This window comes from Oricola indica (assembly GCF_965227485.1).
Taxonomy (GTDB): domain Bacteria; phylum Pseudomonadota; class Alphaproteobacteria; order Rhizobiales; family Rhizobiaceae; genus Oricola; species Oricola indica.
In genome coordinates, this window is sequence record NZ_OZ245747.1 from 4,382,812 (window position 1) to 4,402,696 (window position 19,885).

At 62.8% G+C, this 19,885-nt stretch carries 16 protein-coding genes; 9 read left to right on the top strand and 7 right to left on the bottom strand.

Features of this window, described 5'->3' with window-relative positions; translation table 11 throughout:
* Positions 1–163: 163 nt before the first annotated feature.
* Positions 164–3,553 carry a PAS domain S-box protein gene (locus tag ACQK2M_RS21735; protein WP_425419531.1) on the top strand — a complete coding sequence of 1,130 codons (3,390 nt, stop codon included), beginning with the start codon at positions 164–166 and terminating at the stop codon, positions 3,551–3,553.
* A gap of 214 nt (positions 3,554–3,767) precedes the next feature.
* Here ACQK2M_RS21735 and ACQK2M_RS21740 read toward each other — a convergent pair whose 3' ends face one another.
* Positions 3,768–5,726 carry an acetoacetate--CoA ligase gene (locus ACQK2M_RS21740; RefSeq protein ID WP_425419532.1) on the bottom strand — a complete coding sequence of 653 codons (1,959 nt, stop codon included), beginning with the start codon at positions 5,724–5,726 and terminating at the stop codon, positions 3,768–3,770.
* A 148-nt stretch (positions 5,727–5,874) separates the two neighbouring features.
* Between ACQK2M_RS21740 and ACQK2M_RS21745 the strand changes: the two genes are divergently transcribed.
* Entirely contained in the window at positions 5,875–7,734 is a 1,860-nt protein-coding gene (locus tag ACQK2M_RS21745; RefSeq protein ID WP_223476305.1) for an AsmA family protein, read from the top strand.
* 103 nt (positions 7,735–7,837) lie between these two features.
* Positions 7,838–8,080 carry a DUF6460 domain-containing protein gene (locus tag ACQK2M_RS21750; protein WP_425419533.1) on the top strand — a complete coding sequence of 81 codons (243 nt, stop codon included), beginning with the start codon at positions 7,838–7,840 and terminating at the stop codon, positions 8,078–8,080.
* Positions 8,081–8,087: 7 nt separating this feature from the next.
* On the opposite strand, the gene ACQK2M_RS21755 is transcribed toward ACQK2M_RS21750, so the two are convergent.
* The 5 genes from ACQK2M_RS21755 to ACQK2M_RS21775 all read right to left on the bottom strand — a co-directional run bounded on the left by ACQK2M_RS21755 (position 8,088) and on the right by ACQK2M_RS21775 (position 13,550).
* On the bottom strand, positions 8,088–8,885 hold the full coding sequence (locus ACQK2M_RS21755) for an ABC transporter permease (protein ID WP_425419534.1): 798 nt from the start codon (positions 8,883–8,885) through the stop codon (positions 8,088–8,090).
* Complete coding sequence (locus ACQK2M_RS21760; protein ID WP_425419535.1) at positions 8,882–9,784, bottom strand: ABC transporter permease subunit; 903 nt, start codon at positions 9,782–9,784, stop codon at positions 8,882–8,884. The genes ACQK2M_RS21755 and ACQK2M_RS21760 overlap by 4 nt, the downstream gene beginning before the upstream one ends.
* A 5-nt stretch (positions 9,785–9,789) precedes the next feature.
* Positions 9,790–10,932 (bottom strand): ABC transporter ATP-binding protein, encoded by a 1,143-nt coding sequence (locus ACQK2M_RS21765; RefSeq protein WP_425419536.1) that lies wholly within the window; start codon positions 10,930–10,932, stop codon positions 9,790–9,792.
* 62 nt (positions 10,933–10,994) lie between these two features.
* Entirely contained in the window at positions 10,995–12,092 is a 1,098-nt protein-coding gene (locus ACQK2M_RS21770; protein WP_223476309.1) for a polyamine ABC transporter substrate-binding protein, read from the bottom strand.
* 144 nt (positions 12,093–12,236) lie between these two features.
* Complete coding sequence (locus tag ACQK2M_RS21775; protein ID WP_223476310.1) at positions 12,237–13,550, bottom strand: glutamine synthetase family protein; 1,314 nt, start codon at positions 13,548–13,550, stop codon at positions 12,237–12,239.
* 289 nt (positions 13,551–13,839) lie between these two features.
* Here ACQK2M_RS21775 and ACQK2M_RS21780 point away from each other — a divergent pair, with 289 nt between their 5' ends.
* Complete coding sequence (locus ACQK2M_RS21780; protein ID WP_425419537.1) at positions 13,840–14,805, top strand: fatty acid desaturase family protein; 966 nt, start codon at positions 13,840–13,842, stop codon at positions 14,803–14,805.
* A 78-nt stretch (positions 14,806–14,883) separates the two neighbouring features.
* Here the strand turns inward: ACQK2M_RS21780 and ACQK2M_RS21785 are convergent, their stop codons facing one another.
* A complete protein-coding gene (locus ACQK2M_RS21785; RefSeq protein WP_223476316.1) occupies positions 14,884–16,311 on the bottom strand; it encodes a helix-turn-helix domain-containing protein in 1,428 nt (475 codons plus the stop codon).
* 389 nt (positions 16,312–16,700) lie between these two features.
* Between ACQK2M_RS21785 and ACQK2M_RS21790 the strand changes: the two genes are divergently transcribed.
* The 5 genes from ACQK2M_RS21790 (at position 16,701) to ACQK2M_RS21810 (ending at position 19,881) form a co-directional block, all read left to right on the top strand.
* Positions 16,701–16,949 carry a hypothetical protein gene (locus ACQK2M_RS21790; protein ID WP_193177156.1) on the top strand — a complete coding sequence of 83 codons (249 nt, stop codon included), beginning with the start codon at positions 16,701–16,703 and terminating at the stop codon, positions 16,947–16,949.
* A 350-nt stretch (positions 16,950–17,299) separates the two neighbouring features.
* Positions 17,300–18,019 carry a LuxR family transcriptional regulator gene (locus tag ACQK2M_RS21795; protein WP_223476317.1) on the top strand — a complete coding sequence of 240 codons (720 nt, stop codon included), beginning with the start codon at positions 17,300–17,302 and terminating at the stop codon, positions 18,017–18,019.
* A 140-nt stretch (positions 18,020–18,159) separates the two neighbouring features.
* A complete protein-coding gene (locus ACQK2M_RS21800; protein ID WP_425419538.1) occupies positions 18,160–18,864 on the top strand; it encodes an acyl-homoserine-lactone synthase in 705 nt (234 codons plus the stop codon).
* 17 nt (positions 18,865–18,881) lie between these two features.
* A complete protein-coding gene (locus ACQK2M_RS21805; protein WP_425419539.1) occupies positions 18,882–19,559 on the top strand; it encodes a helix-turn-helix transcriptional regulator in 678 nt (225 codons plus the stop codon).
* A 184-nt stretch (positions 19,560–19,743) separates the two neighbouring features.
* Positions 19,744–19,881: a hypothetical protein gene (locus ACQK2M_RS21810; RefSeq protein ID WP_223476320.1), complete on the top strand. Its 138-nt coding sequence runs from the start codon at positions 19,744–19,746 to the stop codon at positions 19,879–19,881.
* Positions 19,882–19,885 lie beyond the last annotated feature (4 nt).

Consider the following 19,885-nt stretch of genomic DNA (forward strand, 5'->3'; position numbering starts at 1 on the left):
ATATTGCACTGCACAATAAGCATGGCTGCCCTGCGCGTTCATGTTAACTACATATGGAACTTGAAACGGCCGACCTGCCCGGTGCGCTGGACGCGCCGGGGCCGAAATGGCAATTAATCTTTCATTAACCGGAGCCTTCCGGGCATTTGCCGAGAGTGACACCATGGCCGACGCCAGCACCCGCTATTCCTTTATCGACATCGCCACATGGGACGGCGTGAGAGAAAACTTCCTGTCCGGCAAACCGATCGCCGTCTTCTCCGGCGACATGGAAGACCTCTTGTGGGCGAATGGAAGCGCGGCATCGCTGTTCGGCTTTTCCTCCATCGGCGAATTCGAGGCGGAGGGACCGTCCGGGCTCGGCACGGCGTTGCGCCAGATCAGGACCGCGGCGTCCCGCGTCACGGGAAATGCCGAGATAACAACGCATATTCGCGTGACATCGGGCATCAAGAGCAAGCTGCTTCCCGCAAAGGTCCGCCAGAGCCGCGGCAATGACGGCTCATCCTGCATCGTCACGGTTATCGAGACGGGCGAAACAAAAAGCGACGCGGACGATACAGCGCTTGCCTCGATTTCCGGTCTGGCGACGGAAGGCGCGGGCGCTGCCATCGTGGACGCCAATGGCATGCTCGTGGCCGCCGATCCGCTGTTCTCAGGCATTTCCTTTCCCGCCGATGCGATCAGCGCGCTCGTTCACGACGTGCGCGACGAGAAGGACCGGCTGGTCAAGCGTCTCGTCACGCCGCGCCCTGCTGTCCCGGTCGCCGTGGCGATCGCCCGCCTGACCGACACGCCACCGTTTCATCTGATCATGGCCGTCACCTCTGGCGATGCCTTCGACCAGCCTGAAAAAACGGCAATCGCTGCTCCCGAAACGAGCAACATCATCGACGAGACTCCGGAACCGGCTACTCCGGTTACGATCGAGGCGCCCGTCGTACCGGACGAGGCGGAAGCCGTTCCGGAAGCAGTCGCCGAACCGGAAGCCGTGGAGATCGAGACGGAGACGGAAGAAACACCCCGTTTCGAAGAAGAGGCCAAGGGTGCGGACGAAGCGGAAGCCCATGCGGCCGCTGCGGAGGAAGCGGAAGCCGAAACAGCGCCGGCTCCGGCATTCGTCGCCGACTTCGAAAACGCCCATGGCCCTGTCCGCTTCGTCTGGAAGACCGACAGCGACGGCACTTTCAGCGACATCTCGCCGGAATTCGCCTCGGCGGTGGGGCCCCATGCGGCCGACATCGCCGGCCGGACTTTCGAGGACGTTGCGCGCGTGTTCGAACTCGATCCCTCGGGTGAAATCAGCGCCTCGCTGAAACGCCACGATACCTGGTCCGGCAAGAGCGTGTTGTGGCCCGTCGAAGGGACCGCCTACCGCGTACCGGTCGATCTCGCCGCCCTGCCTTCCTACAACCGCCAGCGCGAATTCGAGGGCTATCGCGGCTTCGGTATCGTGCGCATGGGCGAACGCAAGCCGGATCCCGAGAAGCTCGGCCTGGCGCTCGTCGCCCAGGGCATGCCCGCCGCCCCCGAACATCAGTCCGAGCCGGTGAACGAAGACACCGTGAGCCCGGAAATCGAACAGGAGCCTGAATCCGCGCCGACATCCGAAGCGGGCGAGACGACGCCACCGGCCGATCCGTTCGGCGGCGAGGTCCCCGCCCTTTCCTCGGTCGCGCCCGTTCCCCTGCGGCGCGAAAGCGACAAGATCATCGATCTCCAAAGCAAGCGCCGCAGCCAGACCTCGATGGATGCGCTCAACGCCAACGAACAGGCCGCGTTCCGCCAGATCGGCGACGTGCTGGGATGGGCACGCAAGCAGGAGGGTGACGCGGAAGCTTCGGCCGGCCGTGAAATGCCGTCCGAAATCCGCGACGACCACATCAGCGAGGACGTTCCGGACGAAAGCACCATCGAAACGGACGCGACAGACGAACCGATCGCGGAACCGGAAAGCCCGGTCGAAAACGTGATTGACGAAGCCGATGCGGCTCCCGAACGTGATGAAGATACCGAAGCCGTTTCCGAGGACGAGAGCGAGGCGGAGACGCTGCACGACTACATGCCCTCGGCCTTCGCGACCGGGCCGCATGACGAGCAGGATCGCGACGGACTGACGCCGGGCTTCCTCGACGCCCTGCCCCTGCCGATCCTCATCCACCGCGACGACGTGGCGCTGTTCGCCAACGAGGCCTTCGTGGAGATGACCGGCTATCGCGATGCGGGCACGTTGAACGAAGCCGGCGGAATCGACGCGCTGTTCATGGGCGAGGCATCGGAAGACGGTGTGCTGGCGCTGCGCACCGCCAATGACGCCACCGTGTCGGCGCGGGCGCATATGCAGGCGGTGCCATGGCATGGCCGCACCGCGCTGATGTTCGCCTTCGAACCGCAGACCGATACGGACGACGACGCTGCGGATGCGACCGACAGCACCGTGTCGGAAGCCGAGGAACTGCGCGCCATACTCGACACCGCGACGGACGGCGTGGTGGTGCTCGCCAAGGATGGCGTCATCCGCTCGCTGAACGGCTCGGCGTCCGCCCTGTTCGGCTATTCGGGCGAGGAAATCGAAGGCAAGAGTTTCGGCACGCTGTTTGCCCAGGAGAGCCAGGCAGCGGCACTCGATTACATCAGCGGACTCGCCAATAACGGCGTGGCCAGCGTTCTCAACGAGGGGCTGGAAGTGCTCGGCCGCGAGAAGAATGGCGGCTTCCTGCCGCTGTTCATGACCATTGGCCGGCTGGAGACCTCGAACGGCTTCTGCGCGGTGGTACGCGACATCACCGCCTGGAAACAGACCGAGCAGGCGCTTCGCGACGCACAGCGCGAAGCCGAGAGTGCATCGAGCCACAAGAGCGAGTTCCTCGCCAAGATCAGCCACGAGATCCGGACCCCGCTCAACGCGATCATCGGCTTTTCGGAACTGATGGCAGAGGAACGTTTCGGCCCGATCGGCAACGAGCGCTACAAGAGCTATCTCGTGGACATCAACAAGAGCGGCAAGCACGTGCTCGACCTGGTCAACGACCTGCTCGACATCTCCAAGATCGAGGCCGGCAAGCAGGAACTCGAATTCGAGAGCGTGCCGCTCAACGAGGCGGTCAACGAGGCGATTGCGATGATCCAGCCGCAGGCCAACCGCAACAGGGTCATCATCCGCTCTTCGCTGGACGAGGATCTGCCGGATGTCGTCGCCGACATGCGCAGCCTCAAGCAGATTGTCCTGAACGTGCTGTCGAACTCGGTCCGATTCACCCATTCGGGCGGACAGGTCATCGTCTCCACGACCTACAATGCGCGGGGCGAAGTGGTCCTTCGCATCAAGGACACCGGGATCGGCATGTCGACCAAGGAAATCGAGACGGCGCTGCAACCGTTCCAGCAGGTCGCATCGCTCGGCCGGGCGCGCGGCGATGGCACCGGTCTCGGGCTGCCGCTGACCAAGGCGCTCGTGGAAGCGAACCGCGCGGAATTCGCGATCCAGTCGGAGCCGGGCCGCGGCACGGCGGTGGAAATCGTCTTCCCGCCTTCGCGCGTTCTCGCCAGCTGAACCGGCCAAAAAGAAAGGCGCCTCGCGGCGCCAAAAAAGTTGTCTGCTGGAATTTCGAGCGGCTCAATCTGGAACGCGGACGTCTCCAAATCTGTTAGGAGACCATTAACGACCGCTCCTTAACAGACCGTTAACGGCCGCCCCGCCTGTCCGATACCGGAACGAAACATTTGCGTTTGGTTAACGCGCGAGGCGTGCCCATTCACGATACCGCTCAGCCCTGCAGTTCCAGCAAATCCGCAAACAGGGCCAGCGCTTCCGGGTTGGCCAGCGCCTCCTTGTTCTTGACCGGCCGGCCGTGAACCACCTCGCGCACGGCGAGTTCCACGATCTTGCCGGACTTGGTGCGCGGGATGTCCGCGACCGCCACGATGCGCGCCGGCACGTGGCGCGGCGAGGCGCCGGTGCGGACCCTCGTGCGGATCGCCTTTTGAAGATCGTCATCGAGCACGACGCCCTCGGCGAGGCGCACGAACAGGACGACGCGCACATCATTGTCCCAGTCCTGGCCGATGCAGAGCGCCTCCAGCACTTCCGGCATCTGTTCGACCTGATTGTAGATCTCCGCCGTCCCGATGCGCACGCCGCCGGGATTGAGCGTCGCGTCGGATCGGCCATGGATGATCATGCCGCCGCGCTCCGTCCACTCGGCGAAATCGCCATGGCACCAGATATTGTCGAAACGCTCGAAATAGGCGGCGCGATATTTCGCTCCGTCCGGATCGTTCCAGAAACCGACGGGCATCGCGGTGAACGCCTTCGTGCAGACCAGTTCGCCCTTCTCGCCGACGACCGGTTTGCCTTCATCGTTCCAAACCTCGACCGCCATGCCGAGGCCTGGACCCTGGATCTCTCCGGTATAGACCGGCAGGATCGGCACGCCGAGAACGAAGCACGAGACGATATCGGTGCCGCCGGAAATCGAGGCGAGGTGCACGTCTTTCTTGATCGCGTCGTAGACGAAGGCGAAGCATTCGGGCGACAGCGGCGAACCGGTGGAGGAAATGACGCGCACCTTCGACAGGTCATGCGTCTCCATCGGCCGCAGGCCCTCCTTGCGGACGGCGTCGATATATTTCGCCGAGGTGCCGAAATAGGTCATGCCTTCGTCCTGCGCGTAATCGAACAGCACATTGCCATCCGGCGCGAAGGGCGAGCCGTCGAAGAGAAGCAGCGTCGCGCCGCTGGCGAGCGCGGAGACGAGCCAGTTCCACATCATCCAGCCGCAGGTGGTGAAGTAGAACACGCGGTCGCCCGCCTCGACGCCGGCATGATAGCGGTGTTCCTTGAGATGCTGCAGAAGCGTTCCACCGGCCGAATGGACGATGCATTTCGGGATTCCGGTCGTGCCGGAGGAGAACAGGATATAGAGCGGGTGCTCGAAAGGCAGACGCTCGAATTCCAGCGGCTTTTTCTCGTAGCTGCCGAGGACGGCGGCAAGCGGCTCGGCGTTGTCGAGGTCGGCCGCCACGGCTTCCGCATTGCCAAGATAATCGACAATGATGGCGTTCTTCACGGTCGGCAGGCCCGGCAGGATCTCCGCCAGCTTGCCGGAAATGTCCTGCTTCTTGCCGTTGTACCAATAGCCGTCGCAGGCGATGAAAATCACCGGCTCGATCTGCGAGAACCGGTCCAGCACGCCCTTCGGTCCGAAATCCGGCGAGCAGGACGACCAGACCGCGCCGATCGATGTCGCCGCCAGCATCGCGGCGACCGTTTCGGGCATGTTCGGCATCATCGCGGCGATCCGGTCGCCCTTGCCGACACCGAGCGCCCGGAAATGCTGCTGCAGGCGCGAGACCATCGCGTGCAGCTCCGCCCAGGAAACCCGCTTTTCATGCTTGTCCTCGCCGCGAAAGACCATGGCATCGCCCTCGCCCGCCTTGGCGAGCAGGTTTTCGGCGAAGTTCAGCCGCGCATCGGGAAAGAACCGCGCGCCAGGCATCCGGTCACCATCGACCAGCACCCGGTCTCCCTTGTCGCCCACGACGCCGCAATCATCCCAGACGAGCGACCAGAACGGCTCGCGATTTTTGACGCTCCATGTGTGAAAGGACTGATAGTCACCCGACGGCGCGCCGTAGCGGGCCTCGGCCGCTTGCATCAGCCGCATCATGGCGGACGCGCGCACGGCGTCCTCGCTTGGCGTCCAAAGGGGGGCTGGCGTCGTCATTCGGGCCTCTCTCGATCTTTCAGTGGGCGCTCTCTGGTAAAATGTCCGATTGCGGGCAGCAAGCCTTGAATTGACCTCACTTCCGTATAGGCTCCGGCGCAAAAAGGAAAACCGGGCGGTTTCGCACCGGCAGGATGGCGAATCAGGCATGACGGCAAGAGCGACGCGGATCGGTGTTTGGCTTGTCGGCCTTTCTGCACTCGGCTTTGTCGCGTTCTGGATGCTTCTGCCGGTCTTCGTCTCCAGCGAATTCGTCCGGACCGGCATCGAGCGGGAACTCGCCGACATCACCGGCCAGGAAATCCGTGTCGAAGGCCGCGTCGATATCGACCTTTTCCCCAATCCGGTCGCGCGCCTCAATGATTTGCGCATTCCGAGCGACACCCGACAACAGGGCGAAACCCCGTCCGATTTCCTCGTCGTCGACAGTGTCGAGGTCTCCATCCCCGTAACGAGCCTTTTGGCGCGCAAGCCGGAATTCACCCAGTTTCATTTCATTCGGCCGGTCATGCGCGTGCTGGTGGACGATCACGGCCGGATCGATCTCGGCGCGATCGGGGGTCGGCTCGGCCGGGAAATCACGCGCGTGCGTGAAGAAATCAGCGAAGCGGAAGACGCCGGTGAAACCCCGCCGCCGCAATCCACGGCTTCGGCGCGCCAGCACCTCGGAACAGTGACCATCGACAACGGCATCGTGGAGTTCGTGACGCCCGCCGGCGAACAGCCGGAACGCATCACGGCCGTCAATGGCGTGGTCTCATGGCCACGCCTCGACGACAGGCTGACCGCCACGCTGCAGGGCATCTGGCGCGGCGCGGCTTTCCAGCAGAAAGCCGAAATCGACAACGCCCTGATGTTCTTGTCCCGCCGGATCAGCGGCGTCCGGCAATCCATTACAAGCGACATCCTGACCTACTCCTTCGACGGCAGGCTCGGCATCGGCGAGGCCCCCTTTGCCGAAGGCGAGGTGTCGGTGAAAACGCCCTCGCTGCGGCAGTTGCTCGAATGGGTCGGCGCGGACATCACCACGGGCGGTGCGGTCGGCAGCCTCGCGCTGACCGGCGCCATTCGCGGCGACGCCAAGAAGATCCGGTTCGAAAACCTCAGCGTCACCATGCAGGAAAGCACCGGGACAGGCGTTCTGGAACTCGCACAGACGGAAACCGGCAAGCCTTTCGTCACCGCCACGCTGGATTTCGAGCAGATCGACATTCTCGCTTTCCTGTCCGCGTTCTCCGGGTTGCCGCGGACGCCGGAATCGATGGCGGAACCGGTCTACAAGGAAATCCTCGAACAGATGGATGTCGACTTGCGGCTGTCGGCAAAAAGCGCGGCGGCGGGAGCCCTGCAATTCACCGACATCGCGGCGGTGACCCAGATCCGCAATGGCGGCGCCGTCTTCGAACTGCCCGACGCGACGGCCTATGGCGGCCGGCTGCAGGCGCATCTCAAGCTCATGCCGGACGATGGGCAACTCGTCGGCATGCTCGGCGCGACATTGACCGACGTGAACGGCGGCGCGGCTGCCGACGCGCTTCAACTCAACGGCCTGTTCCCGCGCGGCACGACATCGGGCAACGTGACTATCCAGTCGCCCATTTCGCACTGGAGCGACCTGTTCAGGCGCGCCAATGGCGAGATGTCGCTCGTCGTGACCGGCGGGCAGTTGAACGGCGTCGCGTTCCGCACTTTCGGCGGTGAGGGAGAGCGCCAGACCTTTTTCCGCCTTCAGGACAACACCGTGACGAGCGAGGTTTTCGACCGCCTCGAAATCAACGCCGCGATCCAGGAAGGCGTCATCATCGTCGACAAGGGCGCTATCGATTATCCCAGCGGGACAGTGCAGTTGAACGGTGTCATTCCCTACGGCACCGCGAGCCTGGCGCTCACGACCATCGCCGAGCCGCGCAGCGAGGCCGAAACCCGGATACCGCCCGTGCAGCATTTCATCGGCGGATCGTGGGACAACCCCTATGCGACGCCGGTTCTGATACCGCACGAGCCCTGATCGCGTGCTTAACGGGCGGTTAACGCGACGCGACGATTTTTAAACAGTTTTTAGGCGTTTGGCCTTTAGGTTGCCCCGGGGTTTTTCAGGGGCTCGGAGCTTCGTGTTTCATATTCTGTCGATGTCGATCAAGATCGCGCTCGCGTCGCTTTTGTGCGGCGCGTTGCTGTCGGCCTTCGACATGTCGGCTGCCGAGATGCTCGCAAAGGTGGGCATGACACCCGAACACATCGCCGAACTCGCGCAGAAGGCGATTGCCTGGGCGCTTCCGAACATGGTCCTCGGATCGATGGTCATTATCCCGCTTTGGGCGATCGCCTACATGCTGCGCCCGCCACGCGGCTAGCGCTGCCCTACTCGTTGTTGCCCAGAAACGCCCGGCGCTTTTGCAGGAGCGCCGCGATCAGCACGCCGGTCGTCACGATGGCAATCAGGATCGTACAGACCGCGTTGATTTCCGGGGTCACGCCAAGCCGGACCTGGCTGTAGATCTTCATCGGAAGCGTCGTCGCGCCCGGCCCCGAGGTGAAAGAAGCGATCACCAGATCGTCGAGCGACAGGGTGAAGGCGAGCATCCAGCCGGAAATGACGGCCGGGAAGATCACCGGCAATGTGACCTTCATGAAGGCCTGGAAGGGCGGACAACCGAGATCCATCGCCGCCGCCTCCAGCGACTTGTCGAAACTGACCAGCCGCGACTGCACGACCACTGCGACGAAACACAGCGAGAAGGTGATGTGCGCCAGCGTCACGGTCCAGAAGCCGCGGGCGAAGTTGATCGCCACGAAGAGCAGCAGCAGCGACAGGCCGGTGATGACCTCCGGCATGACCAGCGGCGCATAGACCATGCCGGTGAAGACGGTGCGGCCGCGAAAACGCGTGTAGCGGACCAGCGCAACGGCGGCCAGCGTTCCGAGAACCGTCGCGACACTCGCCGAGATGAAGGCGACGCGCACGGTCACCCATGCAGCATCGAGAATGCCCTGGTTCTGGAACAGCTCGCTATACCACTTGGTGGAAAAGCCGGCCCAGACCGTGACCAGCCGGGATTCATTGAAGGAATAGACGATCAGCAGGACGATCGGCAGGTAGAGGAAGGCAAAGCCGACGACGACCGACGATATGTTGAACCATGACCAGCGTGCCGTCATCCGCCCGCCTCCGTTGCTTTCGCCTGCGCGTTCTGGAACCAGACGATCGGCACGACCAGGACGATCAGCAGGATGATCGCGATGGCCGACGCCACGGTCCAGTCGCTGTTGTTGAAGAACTCGGTCCAAAGGGTCTTGCCGATCATCAGCGTTCCGGACCCGCCGAGCAGATCGGGGATCACGAATTCGCCGACCGCCGGAATGAACACCAGGAGGCATCCGGCCATGATGCCGGGAACCGCAAGCCGCGCGGTCACCTTCCAGAACGCGCCGATGCGCGTGCAGCCGAGATCGCGCGCCGCCTCGACAAGCGATTCATCCAGCTTCTCCAGCGTCGAATAGATCGGCAGCACCATGAAAGGCAGGTAGGAATAGACGATACCGATATAGACCGCCTTGTTGGTCGATAGGATCTCAAGCGGCGCGTCGATGACGCCCAGCCAGAGCAGAAGCTGGTTGAGCAGGCCTTCCTGCTTGAGGATACCGATCCAGGCGTAGACGCGGATCAGGAACGACGTCCAGAACGGCAAGATCACCAACATCAGCAGGATCGGCCGCACTCCATCCGGCGCACGCGCCATGCCATAGGCCAGCGGGAAACCGAGCAGAAGCGTGAGGAACGTGGAGACCAAGGCGATCTGCAGGCTCGACAGGTACGAGTTGATATAGAGCGAGTCGCTGGCGAGAAAGGAGAAATTCTCAAAATCGAGAGCGGACAGCTTCTCCCAGATCACGCTCCAGCCGTCGGAGAAGCTGAATTGCGGCGTATATGGCGGCGCACCGTATTCGAGATCGGACAGCGATATGCGCAGCACGATCAGGAACGGCAGCAGGAAGAAGAACAGCAGCCAGACATAGGGGATCAGGATGACCAGCCGGTTGGTGAGCGCGCGCATCATGGTGCTCAGCGCTCCAGCATGATGCCGGAATCGGCGCTGAAGGAGAGCCAGATTCGCTCGTCATAGCCTATCGGGTCGTCGACGAGGCGCGACCGGTTGATCATCGCGGCCTGCACCACATTGCCGGATTCGAGCTTGACGTTGATGATCGTCATGTCGCCGAGATAGGCGACGTCCCAGACCTCGCCCTCCAGCGCATTGGCGGCGTCCGCCGGCTTCTCCCGGCTGACCTGCATCTTCTCCGGCCGGATCGCGAACCACACGGTCTGGCCGTCGGCAGGAGCCTTGCTCCCCCTCAGTCCCCCGACGATCCGGCCGTCGGGCCCTTCGATGGTGACATGCGCCTCATCCGAGGAAACGACCTTGCCCTCAAGGGTGTTCACCGACCCGATGAAGTCGGCGACGTAACGCGAATCCGGGGCCTCGTAGATTTCCGCCGGCGTGCCGATCTGCGCGATGATGCCCTTGTCCATCACCGCGATGCGGTCGGACATGGTCATCGCCTCTTCCTGGTCGTGGGTCACGATCATGAAGGTCAGGCCCAGTTCCTGCTGCAGGTCCATCAGTTCGAACTGGGTTTCCTCGCGCAGTTTCTTGTCGAGCGCACCGAGCGGCTCGTCGAGGATCAGAAGTTTCGGGCGCTTCGCGACAGCGCGGGCAAGCGCGACGCGCTGGCGCTGGCCACCGGACAATTGATGCGGCTTGCGGCGGGCGAATTCTTCCAGCTTCACGAGCTTGAGCATCTGCGCCACGCGCTCGTCGCGGGCGCCTTTTTCCATGCCGTCCTGCTTCAGGCCGAAGGCAATGTTGTCGGCAACGCTCATATGCGGGAACAGCGCATATGACTGGAACATCATGTTGACCGGCCGCTTGTGCGGCGGCACGCCCTTCAGCGGCTGGCCGTCGAGATAGAGTTCGCCCTCGGTCGGCTCCTCGAAGCCGGCCAGCATGCGCAGCAGCGTGGTCTTGCCGCAGCCGGACGGACCGAGCAGCGAGAAGAATTCGCGCTCGTAGACGTCGAGCGAGAGATTGTCGACGGCGACGAAATCGCCGAACCGCTTGGTGACGTTCTTGAAGGAAATATACGGCTTCGCCGCGGGATCGTCCCAGGGCGCGAAAGAGCGCCTAATGCTTCCAAGCGATGGCATGATGTCCCCAATCTGCCGTTGAAGGAAAACGGCTCCGGCGCATGCGCCGGAGCCGATGAGGATTACTGGCCCGACTTCACCGCGGTCCAGGTCCGGTTGAGCATGCGCTTCTCGCGGGCGTTTTCCGGAGAGACCGTATAGAGACGGTCGATCGTCTCGTCGCTCGGATAGATCGCCGGGTCGCCGATGACGTCCTCGGCGAGGAATTCCTTCGAGGCCGCGTTGCCGTTGGCGTAGTAGACGTAGTTCGACGCCTTCGCCATGACCTCCGGACGCATGATGTAGTTCAGGAATTCATGCGCTTCCTCGACATGCTGCGCATCGGACGGAATCGCCATGTTGTCGAACCACATCAGGGCGCCCTCTTTCGGGATGATGTATTCGACCGTCACGCCGGCATCGGCTTCGGCCGCACGATCGCGCGCCTGCAGGATGTCGCCCGACCAGCCCATCGCCATGCAGATGTCGCCATTGGCGAGAGCATTGATGTATTCCGATGAGTGGAACTTGCGGATGTCGGGCCGGATCTCGCTCAGCTTTTCCTTGGCCGCGTCGTAGCCTTCCTGCGTCTTCAGGTCCGGGTCCATGCCGAGATAATTCAACGTCGCCGGGATCGTTTCGGTCGGCGCGTCCAGCATGAAGATGCCGCAATCGGCCAGCTTGTCGGCCGTCTCCTTGTCGAACATCAGGTCCCATGTGTTCAGGACGGCGTCCTCGCCGAGGCGCTCCTTGACCATGTCGACATTGATGCCGAGACCGGTCGTGCCCCACATGTAGTTGATGGCATACTCGTTGCCCGGATCGTATTTCTCCAGGCGCTCGGAGATCGCCGGGTCCATGTTTTCCAAGTTCGGCAGCTTCGACTTGTCGAGCTTCTGGAACACGCCCGCCTTAATCTGGTTGGCGAGGAAGGTCCCGGTCGGCACGACGATGTCGTAGCCGGTCGAGCCGGCGAGAAGCTTGGTTTCCAGCACCTCGTTGGAATCGAAAACGTCGTAAACGACCTTGATGCCGGTCTCTTCCGTGAATTCCTCGAGGATGGATTCATCGATGTAATCGGACCAGTTGTAGATGTTCACGACGCGGTCCTGAGCGTCGGCCGTCACGGCCATCGTCGCAATGGCGGCAACGGTCGCAAGTAGCATTTTCGAACGGATCATCTCATACTCCCTGATGTTCGAGACGGAGCGGCGTGGTGACTGCCCCATGATAGTCCCGCCGAAAGACTATTGGGGATTTCGCGGACGCACAAGGAATTTCCAATCTTCGAAACTGCCGTAAAAACAGGCATTTTTCGGAGAAGATCAGAGATAGGTGGTGCGTTCGAGAGGCGTGATCTCGGCCCAGAACGCGAGGATTTCCGCACGTTTGAGGTCCTTGTAGATCTTCGACAGTTCCGGCCCGAGCGCGCGGTCGCAAAACGCGCCCGCCTGGGTCAGCTGCAGCGCCTCGTCCATGTCGTCGGGCAACTGCTCCGCCTCCAGATTGTCGTAGGCGTTGCCCGTCACCGGAGGTGGCGGGGGCGCCAGTTTTTCCAGCCCGTCCATCATCGCCTGCAGGATCGCGCAGAGCACGATATACGGATTGGCGTCGGCGCCGGCGATGCGGTGCTCGACCCGCCGGTTCGCATCCGTCGAGGCGGGAATGCGCAGCGCGACGGAGCGGTTGTTCTCCGCCCAGACCGCGCGCGTCGGCGCATAGGACCCCGGCTGGATGCGCCGGAAACCGTTCCACGTGTTGATGAACAGCAGCAAGGCCTGCGGCATGGTGCGGATCAGTTCGGAAATCACGCCTCCGAGGTTTTTTTCGCCCGCCTCGCCCGAAAAGACGTTGTTGCCCTCGGCGTCCAGCACCGAAGCGTGCACATGCATGCCGTTGCCCGCATATTCGATGAAGGGCTTGGCCATGAAGGTCGCCTGCAATCCATGCTTTCGGGCGCAACCGAAGACGATACGGCGCAGCATGATCACGTCGTCGGCCGCGCGCAGCGGGTCGTTGCGATGCTTCAGATTGACCTCGAACTGGCCGGGAGCCGCCTCCTTGACGAGGGTGTCGATCGGCAGGTTCTGGTCCTCGGCCGCGTTGCGGATATCTTCGAACAGCGCGCCATATTCGGCGAGATCGTCGAGACCGTACATGCGCTGGCGGTCCGGGCCGGAATTCGCGCCGACGGGTGCCGGCATGCCGTCATCCCAATCGGTGCCCGGCTCCAGCAGGTAGAATTCCAGTTCGAAGGCGACGACCGGATAGAAGCCGCGCTTGGCGAGCGCCTTGGTGATGCGCCCCAGCGTGTTGCGGCAATCGAAGCGCAGCGGTTCGCCTTCCGGCGTGAAACCGCGCAGCAGCACCTGCGCCGTCGGGCGACCGGCCCAGGGCACGAGGCTCAATGTTCCCGGCACGGCGCGGAAATAGCCGTCGCGGTCGCCGCTTTCGATATGCAGCCCGGTCTCCGAGACCTCGCGGCCCCAGATGTCCAGCCCGTGGATCGACATCGGGAAATTGACGCCTTCCTCGAAGGCCTTCTTCAGGCTGTCGGCGGGCGCCCATTTGCCGCGCATGACGCCGTTCGGGTCGACGAGCAGAAACTCGACAGCCTGCAAATCGGGATTTGCGGCCATGAAGGTCTCGTATTCTTCGATTGTCGGGGGTTGGTCGAAAGAGATGAGATCGGCGGGATCGAACGACGGCAATTTTGCACCGGCTGCTGTTGAAGTCGCGCCAAATTGGCGCGCCGTGTCGCGCAATGTCAACGTGGAGATGCGCGAAACATCCGACGGCTTAAGTCAATGTGCACCATTTCGTTAGAGCGGATCTTAACGCTGCGGGTGCTAGCGCTGTCGCGGGCCGCATGCAGGCCGGGCTCCCCGGTCATGAGGCCCGGCGCGTATAAAATCGAAAGCAAGCCGCATGACCGCTTCACCGGCCCATATCGATCCACGAAAGCTCAAGGCGCTTTCCCGCCTCTCACCATGGCGCACGGCGCTGGCTCTGGCGGCGGACTGGTCCGTCATCGCGCTTGCAATCGCCATCGCCGAATGGAGCGGCAACTGGCTCGTCTATTTCGCCATAATACCGGTCATCGCGGGCGGCATGCACGGCCTCGGCGCGCTGATGCACGAATTCGCGCATTTCCGGTTCGTTGCGAACAAACGGTGGAGCGACGCGATCGGCGACGTCTTCGTCGCATGGCCACTCCTCGCGACGACGGCGGGCTACAGACGCAACCATCTCGACCACCATCGCTACACCAGCACCGACAAGGATCCGGACTGGATCCTCAAGGTCGGGACGCGGCAATTCACCTTTCCGCAGGAAATGCGCTTCGCAGTGCTGAACGTCCTCGGCTATTTCGTCGGCGTCAGCTCGGTGCGCGACATGCGCGCGGCGCTGCACCGCATCCAGGCGGACAACCCCGCCAATCGCGGCTACAAGATCGCGCGGCTGTCCTATTATCTCTGCCTGATCGCGGCATTTGTCGCGTTGGGCTGGTGGCAGGAGGCCCTGCTCTACTGGCTCGTCCCCTATTCCACCCTGTTCTTCCTGTTCCTCTATGTCCGGGTCGTGGCGGAGCATTTCGGCCCGGGCCTGACCGGCGAAGGCGAACTGGGCAAGACGCGCACGGTCATCCCGAATTTTCTCGAAGCCTGGTTCCTCGCCCCGCACGGGCTCAACTATCACATCGAGCACCACCTCTATCCGAGCGTGCCGTTCTACCGGCTGGGCGACCTGCATCGGACCCTGATGCAGGACGAACACTTCGCCGCACGCGCCCACATCACCCGTGGCTACCTGACTGGGCTGCTCGGCGAGATCTGGCTGGACGGCTGGCGACGCCAATCCGGGCAAACCGGCCGGGCGATCCCGGCGGAGTGACGGGGTCTCTGGAGCGAACTCGCTGAGGGCACGCGCACAAGGCTGCCACCCTTTGGCATCCGTTGTTCCTTTGCAGGCCTAACCGAAATCGAAGGCGCTCAAGCCGGTCACCATCTCGTCGAGGCCGAGGGGGCGTGTGATCGGGGGTTCGGCGCGGGCAAGACAACCCGCCCTCTCGCAGACCCGGCAGGCAGGCCCGACCGGCACTGTGACAGGCTCGTCGGTCGGGCCGGCCAGCGCCGTTCCGTAGATCACCCGATCGCGGTGGGCGATATCGCAGCCGAGCAGCATCGCGGTGCGCCGCGGCCGCTCGTGAAAGGCGCCCTGCGGGCCTTCCAGCGTGCGCGCGATCACGAGGAAGCGGGCTCCGTCCGGCATCTCCACCGCATCGACGGCGATATGGCCCGGCTGCGAGAAAACCGAATGGACCGGCAGCTTCGGGCAGCCACCGCCGAAGCGCGCCTGCGGGTAGCCGGTCGCGCCCGCGCGGCGGAAGCGGTTTCCGGCATGATCGACCTCCAGCATGAAGAACGGGATACCGGCCGCGCCCTGGCGCTGCATCATCGTCAGGCGGTTCGCCGCCTGTTCGAAGGACACGTTGAACCGCGAGCGCAGGACATCGACATCATATTGCGTGCGCTCGCAGGCCGTCAGGAAAGGCTGGTAGGGCATCATCAGCGCATGCGCCGCATAGCGGGCGAGTTCAAAGCGGGCGATACGGCGCGCCTCGTCGCCGGAGAGTTTCAGCGCGGCCACCTCGGCATCGATGGCGACGCGCATGCGCAGCAGCGCGGCTTCCATGGCGACCTCGCGCAGTTGGTCGTGCGAGGACAGCCGCTCGGAGATGAAAAGGCGGTTGGAATGGCGGTCGTAGCGACGCCGCCATTGCGGCATGGTGGCGACCGGCAGAACCTTGACCGCGATGCCGTGATCGGCGCGCAGCCAGGATTTCAGCGCGCCGAGCAGGTCGTCGCCCGGCGAAAGCAGCTTGACGAAGGCCTCCGCCTCTTCCTCGATTCCGGCGAAATGATTGGCGCGCTTCTCGAACGCCTCCCGCGCTTCGTCCACCGGCAGCCGCGCGCCCGACAGGCGGGTCTCGTGCCCTTCCCGCGCCAGCAGGTCGGAAAGGTCCGTCAGCCGATCCTGTCCTTCCCGATAGGCGCGGTAGAGCTTCAGCATCGCGGAGGCCACATTGGGCGCGGCGTCGGTGACTTCGACGAGTTCCTGATCGCCGGGCAATTCGCCGACGAGAAGCGGATCGGCAAACATCTCCTTGAGCTGCGGCAGATGCGAGTCACCACCGGCCTGCAGTTCCTCGAGATCGATCTTGTAGACCGAGGCAAGCTTGAGAAGGAGTTGCACCGTCAGCGGGCGCTGGTTGCGCTCGATCAGGTTCAGGTAAGACGGCGATATGCCGAGATCGGCTGCCATCGCGGTCTGGGTGAGCCCGGCCTGATTGCGAATCCGACGCACGCGCGGCCCGGCGAATATCTTCTGTTCACTCATGAATTTGTCGTATTTTTTACACGTTTTTCCCGTTTCGGCGATTAGCCCGTTTTTACAAGATTTACAATCTCACAAACCAAGCCTGTGGCCGCATTGACAAGAATACCTCGTTTTTCGGGCTAAATCGCGCTTTGCGGTGGATTTTCCGCAGCGCAATGTCAAAGTCGTTAAAGACTGAGGAAGGAATACGCCCTTCACAGCATCGTCTGAAACCGGATCGGGAGAAGCAGGATATTGAACATGACAGGGATTTACAAACCTGCGCGGCGACAGTGCGTCGCTGACATGCTCGACATATCCCCGGCGCATGATCCGGCGCAGGCGTGAACAAACGAAAACAGGCGCGAACGGCCCTTGGCCCAAGCGAAGAAAACAAAGCGGAGAAGACCATGACGGCGCATGAAAGACCCAAAACCCATGTCAAGGAACGCGCCGAGGAGCAGTCCTCGGCGATGAGCACCGACCAGCAGGCCGCGATCCGGATGCTGGCCAACGATCTGCACCGGCTCAACCAGTCGGTCATGCGCGCGGTCGAGGCCGGGGTGTCGGTGGAACTGATCCGCTCCGCGCGCCATCACGGCGGCGACGGGACATGGGGCGACCTGCTGATCCCGGTCATCGTCACCAAGGGCGACTGATTGCGACAGAAACTCGCGGCGCATTTGCCGGACACCGATCCTCTCCCGTTCGCGGGGGAGGATTTTTTTGTTCATCTTCCGGCGGCGACGCGCATATCCCCAACAAAACACAGGCAAACAATCAGTCGGATAATCCATTGAAAAGCTAAATTTTTCGGGATTTTTCCAACCGCGCGCACACCCTCGGCGAACCATTGTCCTGCGAATTTGCACTCCAACATCCTTTAGGCTTCCAAATAATTGGGTAAGCGTTACAATCCCCCCATATGAGGGGGTTGGACGGATTTCGCCCATTTGGGGTTCACGTTCGACATGGACGCCCAAGTAATAAGAACGAAAACCGGCTTTCGATGGAAGATAAACCAGATTTGCTGAAGTCCGCCTACACGATCGTGGAGGACACGGAAGATGTCCAAAGCGTCATCGACCAGATTCGCGCCTTGTACGGACTTCATCACTGCGTGTTTCATCTCGGGCAGACCCAGATCGACACACTCGATCGCCCGTTCGTCAAAACGACCTATCCCGACAGCTGGATATCGCGCTATCTCCTCAAGGGTTACGTGAATGTCGATCCGGTCGCCAAGGAGGGCTTCCTGCGGATGCTGCCCTTCGAATGGCAAGATCTCGAAATCGACGAGTCGGCCATCGAAATGATGATGGACGCCGCGCAGCACGATGTCGGCCGGAGCGGCTATTCCATTCCCATCATCGACCGGCAGGCGCGACGATCGCTGTTTTCCGTCACCTCCAACATTGCCGGCGAAGAATGGCGCGAGTTCATTGAGGAACGCGGCGCCGACCTGCAGGAAATCGCGCACCGGGTCCACCGCAAGGCGCTGGCGGAGATCTTCGGCGAGATCGATCCGATGCCGCCGCTGGGGCCGCGCGAAATCGAGTGCCTGACATGGACGGCGCGCGGCAAGGACTACGCCGTCATCGCGGAAATCCTCAACCTTTCCGGGCATACGGTGCGCGGCTACCTGAAGAGCGCGCGCTTCAAGCTGGAGTGCGCCACGCTGCCCCAGGCGGTGGCGAAGGCGGTATCGCTGAAGATCATTTCTCCTTGATTTTCATCGGCTTTTTTACACTTCGATAAGGTTATCGACCCCCACCCCCCCAGATGGGCCGGCCCATCTGGCGGAATTGTCCGGATTGCCTGCTCGAACATACTGAACCCCGCATACACAACCACCAGCGGGGTACCCAGATGTTCTTTCTCGTACAGGCAACCGACTATCACCGTCACCGGAATCTGCTCGATCGCATGTACCGTCTGCGCAAGCGGGTCTTCCACGACGAGCTCGAATGGGACGTGCCGGTCATCGGCGAATTCGAGCGCGACTCCTATGACGATCTGAGCCCGGCCTATCTGCTGTGGACGGACGAGGAGCGCACGACGGTATACGGTTCGCTGCGGCTGCTGCCGACGACAGGACCGACGCTTCTCAACGACGTGTTCCGCAGGACCTATCCCAAGGACCTCGATCTCTGCCACCCGACGATCTGGGAAGGCACGCGGATGTGCATCGACGCCGACGAAATCGCGCAGGACATGCCCGAGATCGACCCGCAGCAGGCGATGTGCATGATGCTGCTGGCGCTGGCCGAATGCGGGCTGGACAATGGTATCCACACGCTGATCTCCAACTACGAACCGCATATGAAGCGCATCTACAAGCGGGCCGGGGCGCCGCTGACGGAAGTCGGCAAGGCCGACGGCTACGGACGCCGCCCGGTGTGCTGCGGCCTGTTCGAGGTCAGCCGCCGGACGATCGCGCAGATGCGCGAGAAGATGGAGTTGTCGGGCCTTTACGTGCGTGACGGCGCCAAGCGGCCGACGGGCGCGGCGAATGCGGCCTGGATGTCGGGCGGCGCAGGGGACCAGCGCTCAAGCTGGATCAATGCGGCATGACTTTCGCGGTTAGACCCATGTCCAATCCCGTCCAGATGCGGGACATCGCCCCGCAGTGGATGGTCGAGGCGCCCGACCGGGACGCCGTGACCGCCTCCATCGAGACCCTGTGCGAGCAATTCGGCGGAAGCAGCGCGGTCCTGTTCAGAATCACGATCGACCAGGCGGCGCCGAAAACCAAGCTGATCGCATCGACCGGCATCGAGGACCAGTTCCGCGACGCCTTCATCGACAGGGCGGCCGGTTCGGTCGCCGGCGGCGGCTACACCGAGATCCTCCCGCTGATGATCCCGGCCTGGAAAGTCGGCGGCGCGTCGGCCTTCATCTACGCCTTTCCGGGGTTCCCGCGCGCCCATGGACAGCTGGTCACGGCCATCCTGTCCATCGAGCAGAAGGGCTTCCAGAGCATCGCCACCACGGATCTCGCGTGCCGGTGCATCATGGAAGGGCTCGACCGCAAGCCCGTCGGCGAAATGGCCCCGCAGGACCAGCCGCGCATCACGGCGCGCGAACAATCCTGCCTGGCCTGGACGGCGGAGGGGAAGACCTCGGACGAGATCGGGATCATTCTCGACCTGTCACCGCACACGGTGAACCACTATCTGGGCAGCGCGGCCCGCAAGCTCGGGGCGACCAACAGGATGCATGCCGTCGCCAAGGCGCTGCGCATGGGCCTGATCGAGCGCCCTGTCTGACCCCGACCGGGCGGAGACGGCAAGGCCGCCTCCCCCCACACCGACCGGCGGGCAGGCCACGCATGCCCGCGCAACGCGATATCGCCGGCAAGCGCCGGTTGATCGCGGTCAATGAAAGCTCGCCGCCGGTCCGCAGAATGGCCCCGGACGCAAGGCGCGAGCGCGCCGCGAAAGGGAGGCGACATTGGCGATATCGGACCGGCTCTTCATCCTGCTGTTCTTTCCCTCCCTGTTCATCAGCCTCGGAGTGTTCTTCTGGGGCGTCGGGCAGGTGTGGCGGGTCTCTATCGAAGACCGCGAATTGAAGAAAAAGCGAAGCTAGTGCA

Bases quoted from the DNA above. Each gene is read 5' to 3' on its own strand.
- ACQK2M_RS21735 (WP_425419531.1), top strand. From the start codon at position 164: ATGGCCGACGCCAGCACCCGCTATTCCTTTATCGACATCGCCACATGG.
- ACQK2M_RS21740 (WP_425419532.1), bottom strand. From the start codon at position 5,726: ATGACGACGCCAGCCCCCCTTTGGACGCCAAGCGAGGACGCCGTGCGC.
- ACQK2M_RS21745 (WP_223476305.1), top strand. From the start codon at position 5,875: ATGACGGCAAGAGCGACGCGGATCGGTGTTTGGCTTGTCGGCCTTTCT.
- ACQK2M_RS21755 (WP_425419534.1), bottom strand. From the start codon at position 8,885: ATGACGGCACGCTGGTCATGGTTCAACATATCGTCGGTCGTCGTCGGC.
- ACQK2M_RS21760 (WP_425419535.1), bottom strand. From the start codon at position 9,784: ATGATGCGCGCGCTCACCAACCGGCTGGTCATCCTGATCCCCTATGTC.
- ACQK2M_RS21765 (WP_425419536.1), bottom strand. From the start codon at position 10,932: ATGCCATCGCTTGGAAGCATTAGGCGCTCTTTCGCGCCCTGGGACGAT.
- ACQK2M_RS21770 (WP_223476309.1), bottom strand. From the start codon at position 12,092: ATGATCCGTTCGAAAATGCTACTTGCGACCGTTGCCGCCATTGCGACG.
- ACQK2M_RS21775 (WP_223476310.1), bottom strand. From the start codon at position 13,550: ATGGCCGCAAATCCCGATTTGCAGGCTGTCGAGTTTCTGCTCGTCGAC.
- ACQK2M_RS21780 (WP_425419537.1), top strand. From the start codon at position 13,840: ATGACCGCTTCACCGGCCCATATCGATCCACGAAAGCTCAAGGCGCTT.
- ACQK2M_RS21785 (WP_223476316.1), bottom strand. From the start codon at position 16,311: ATGAGTGAACAGAAGATATTCGCCGGGCCGCGCGTGCGTCGGATTCGC.
- ACQK2M_RS21790 (WP_193177156.1), top strand. From the start codon at position 16,701: ATGACGGCGCATGAAAGACCCAAAACCCATGTCAAGGAACGCGCCGAG.
- ACQK2M_RS21795 (WP_223476317.1), top strand. From the start codon at position 17,300: ATGGAAGATAAACCAGATTTGCTGAAGTCCGCCTACACGATCGTGGAG.
- ACQK2M_RS21800 (WP_425419538.1), top strand. From the start codon at position 18,160: ATGTTCTTTCTCGTACAGGCAACCGACTATCACCGTCACCGGAATCTG.
- ACQK2M_RS21805 (WP_425419539.1), top strand. From the start codon at position 18,882: ATGTCCAATCCCGTCCAGATGCGGGACATCGCCCCGCAGTGGATGGTC.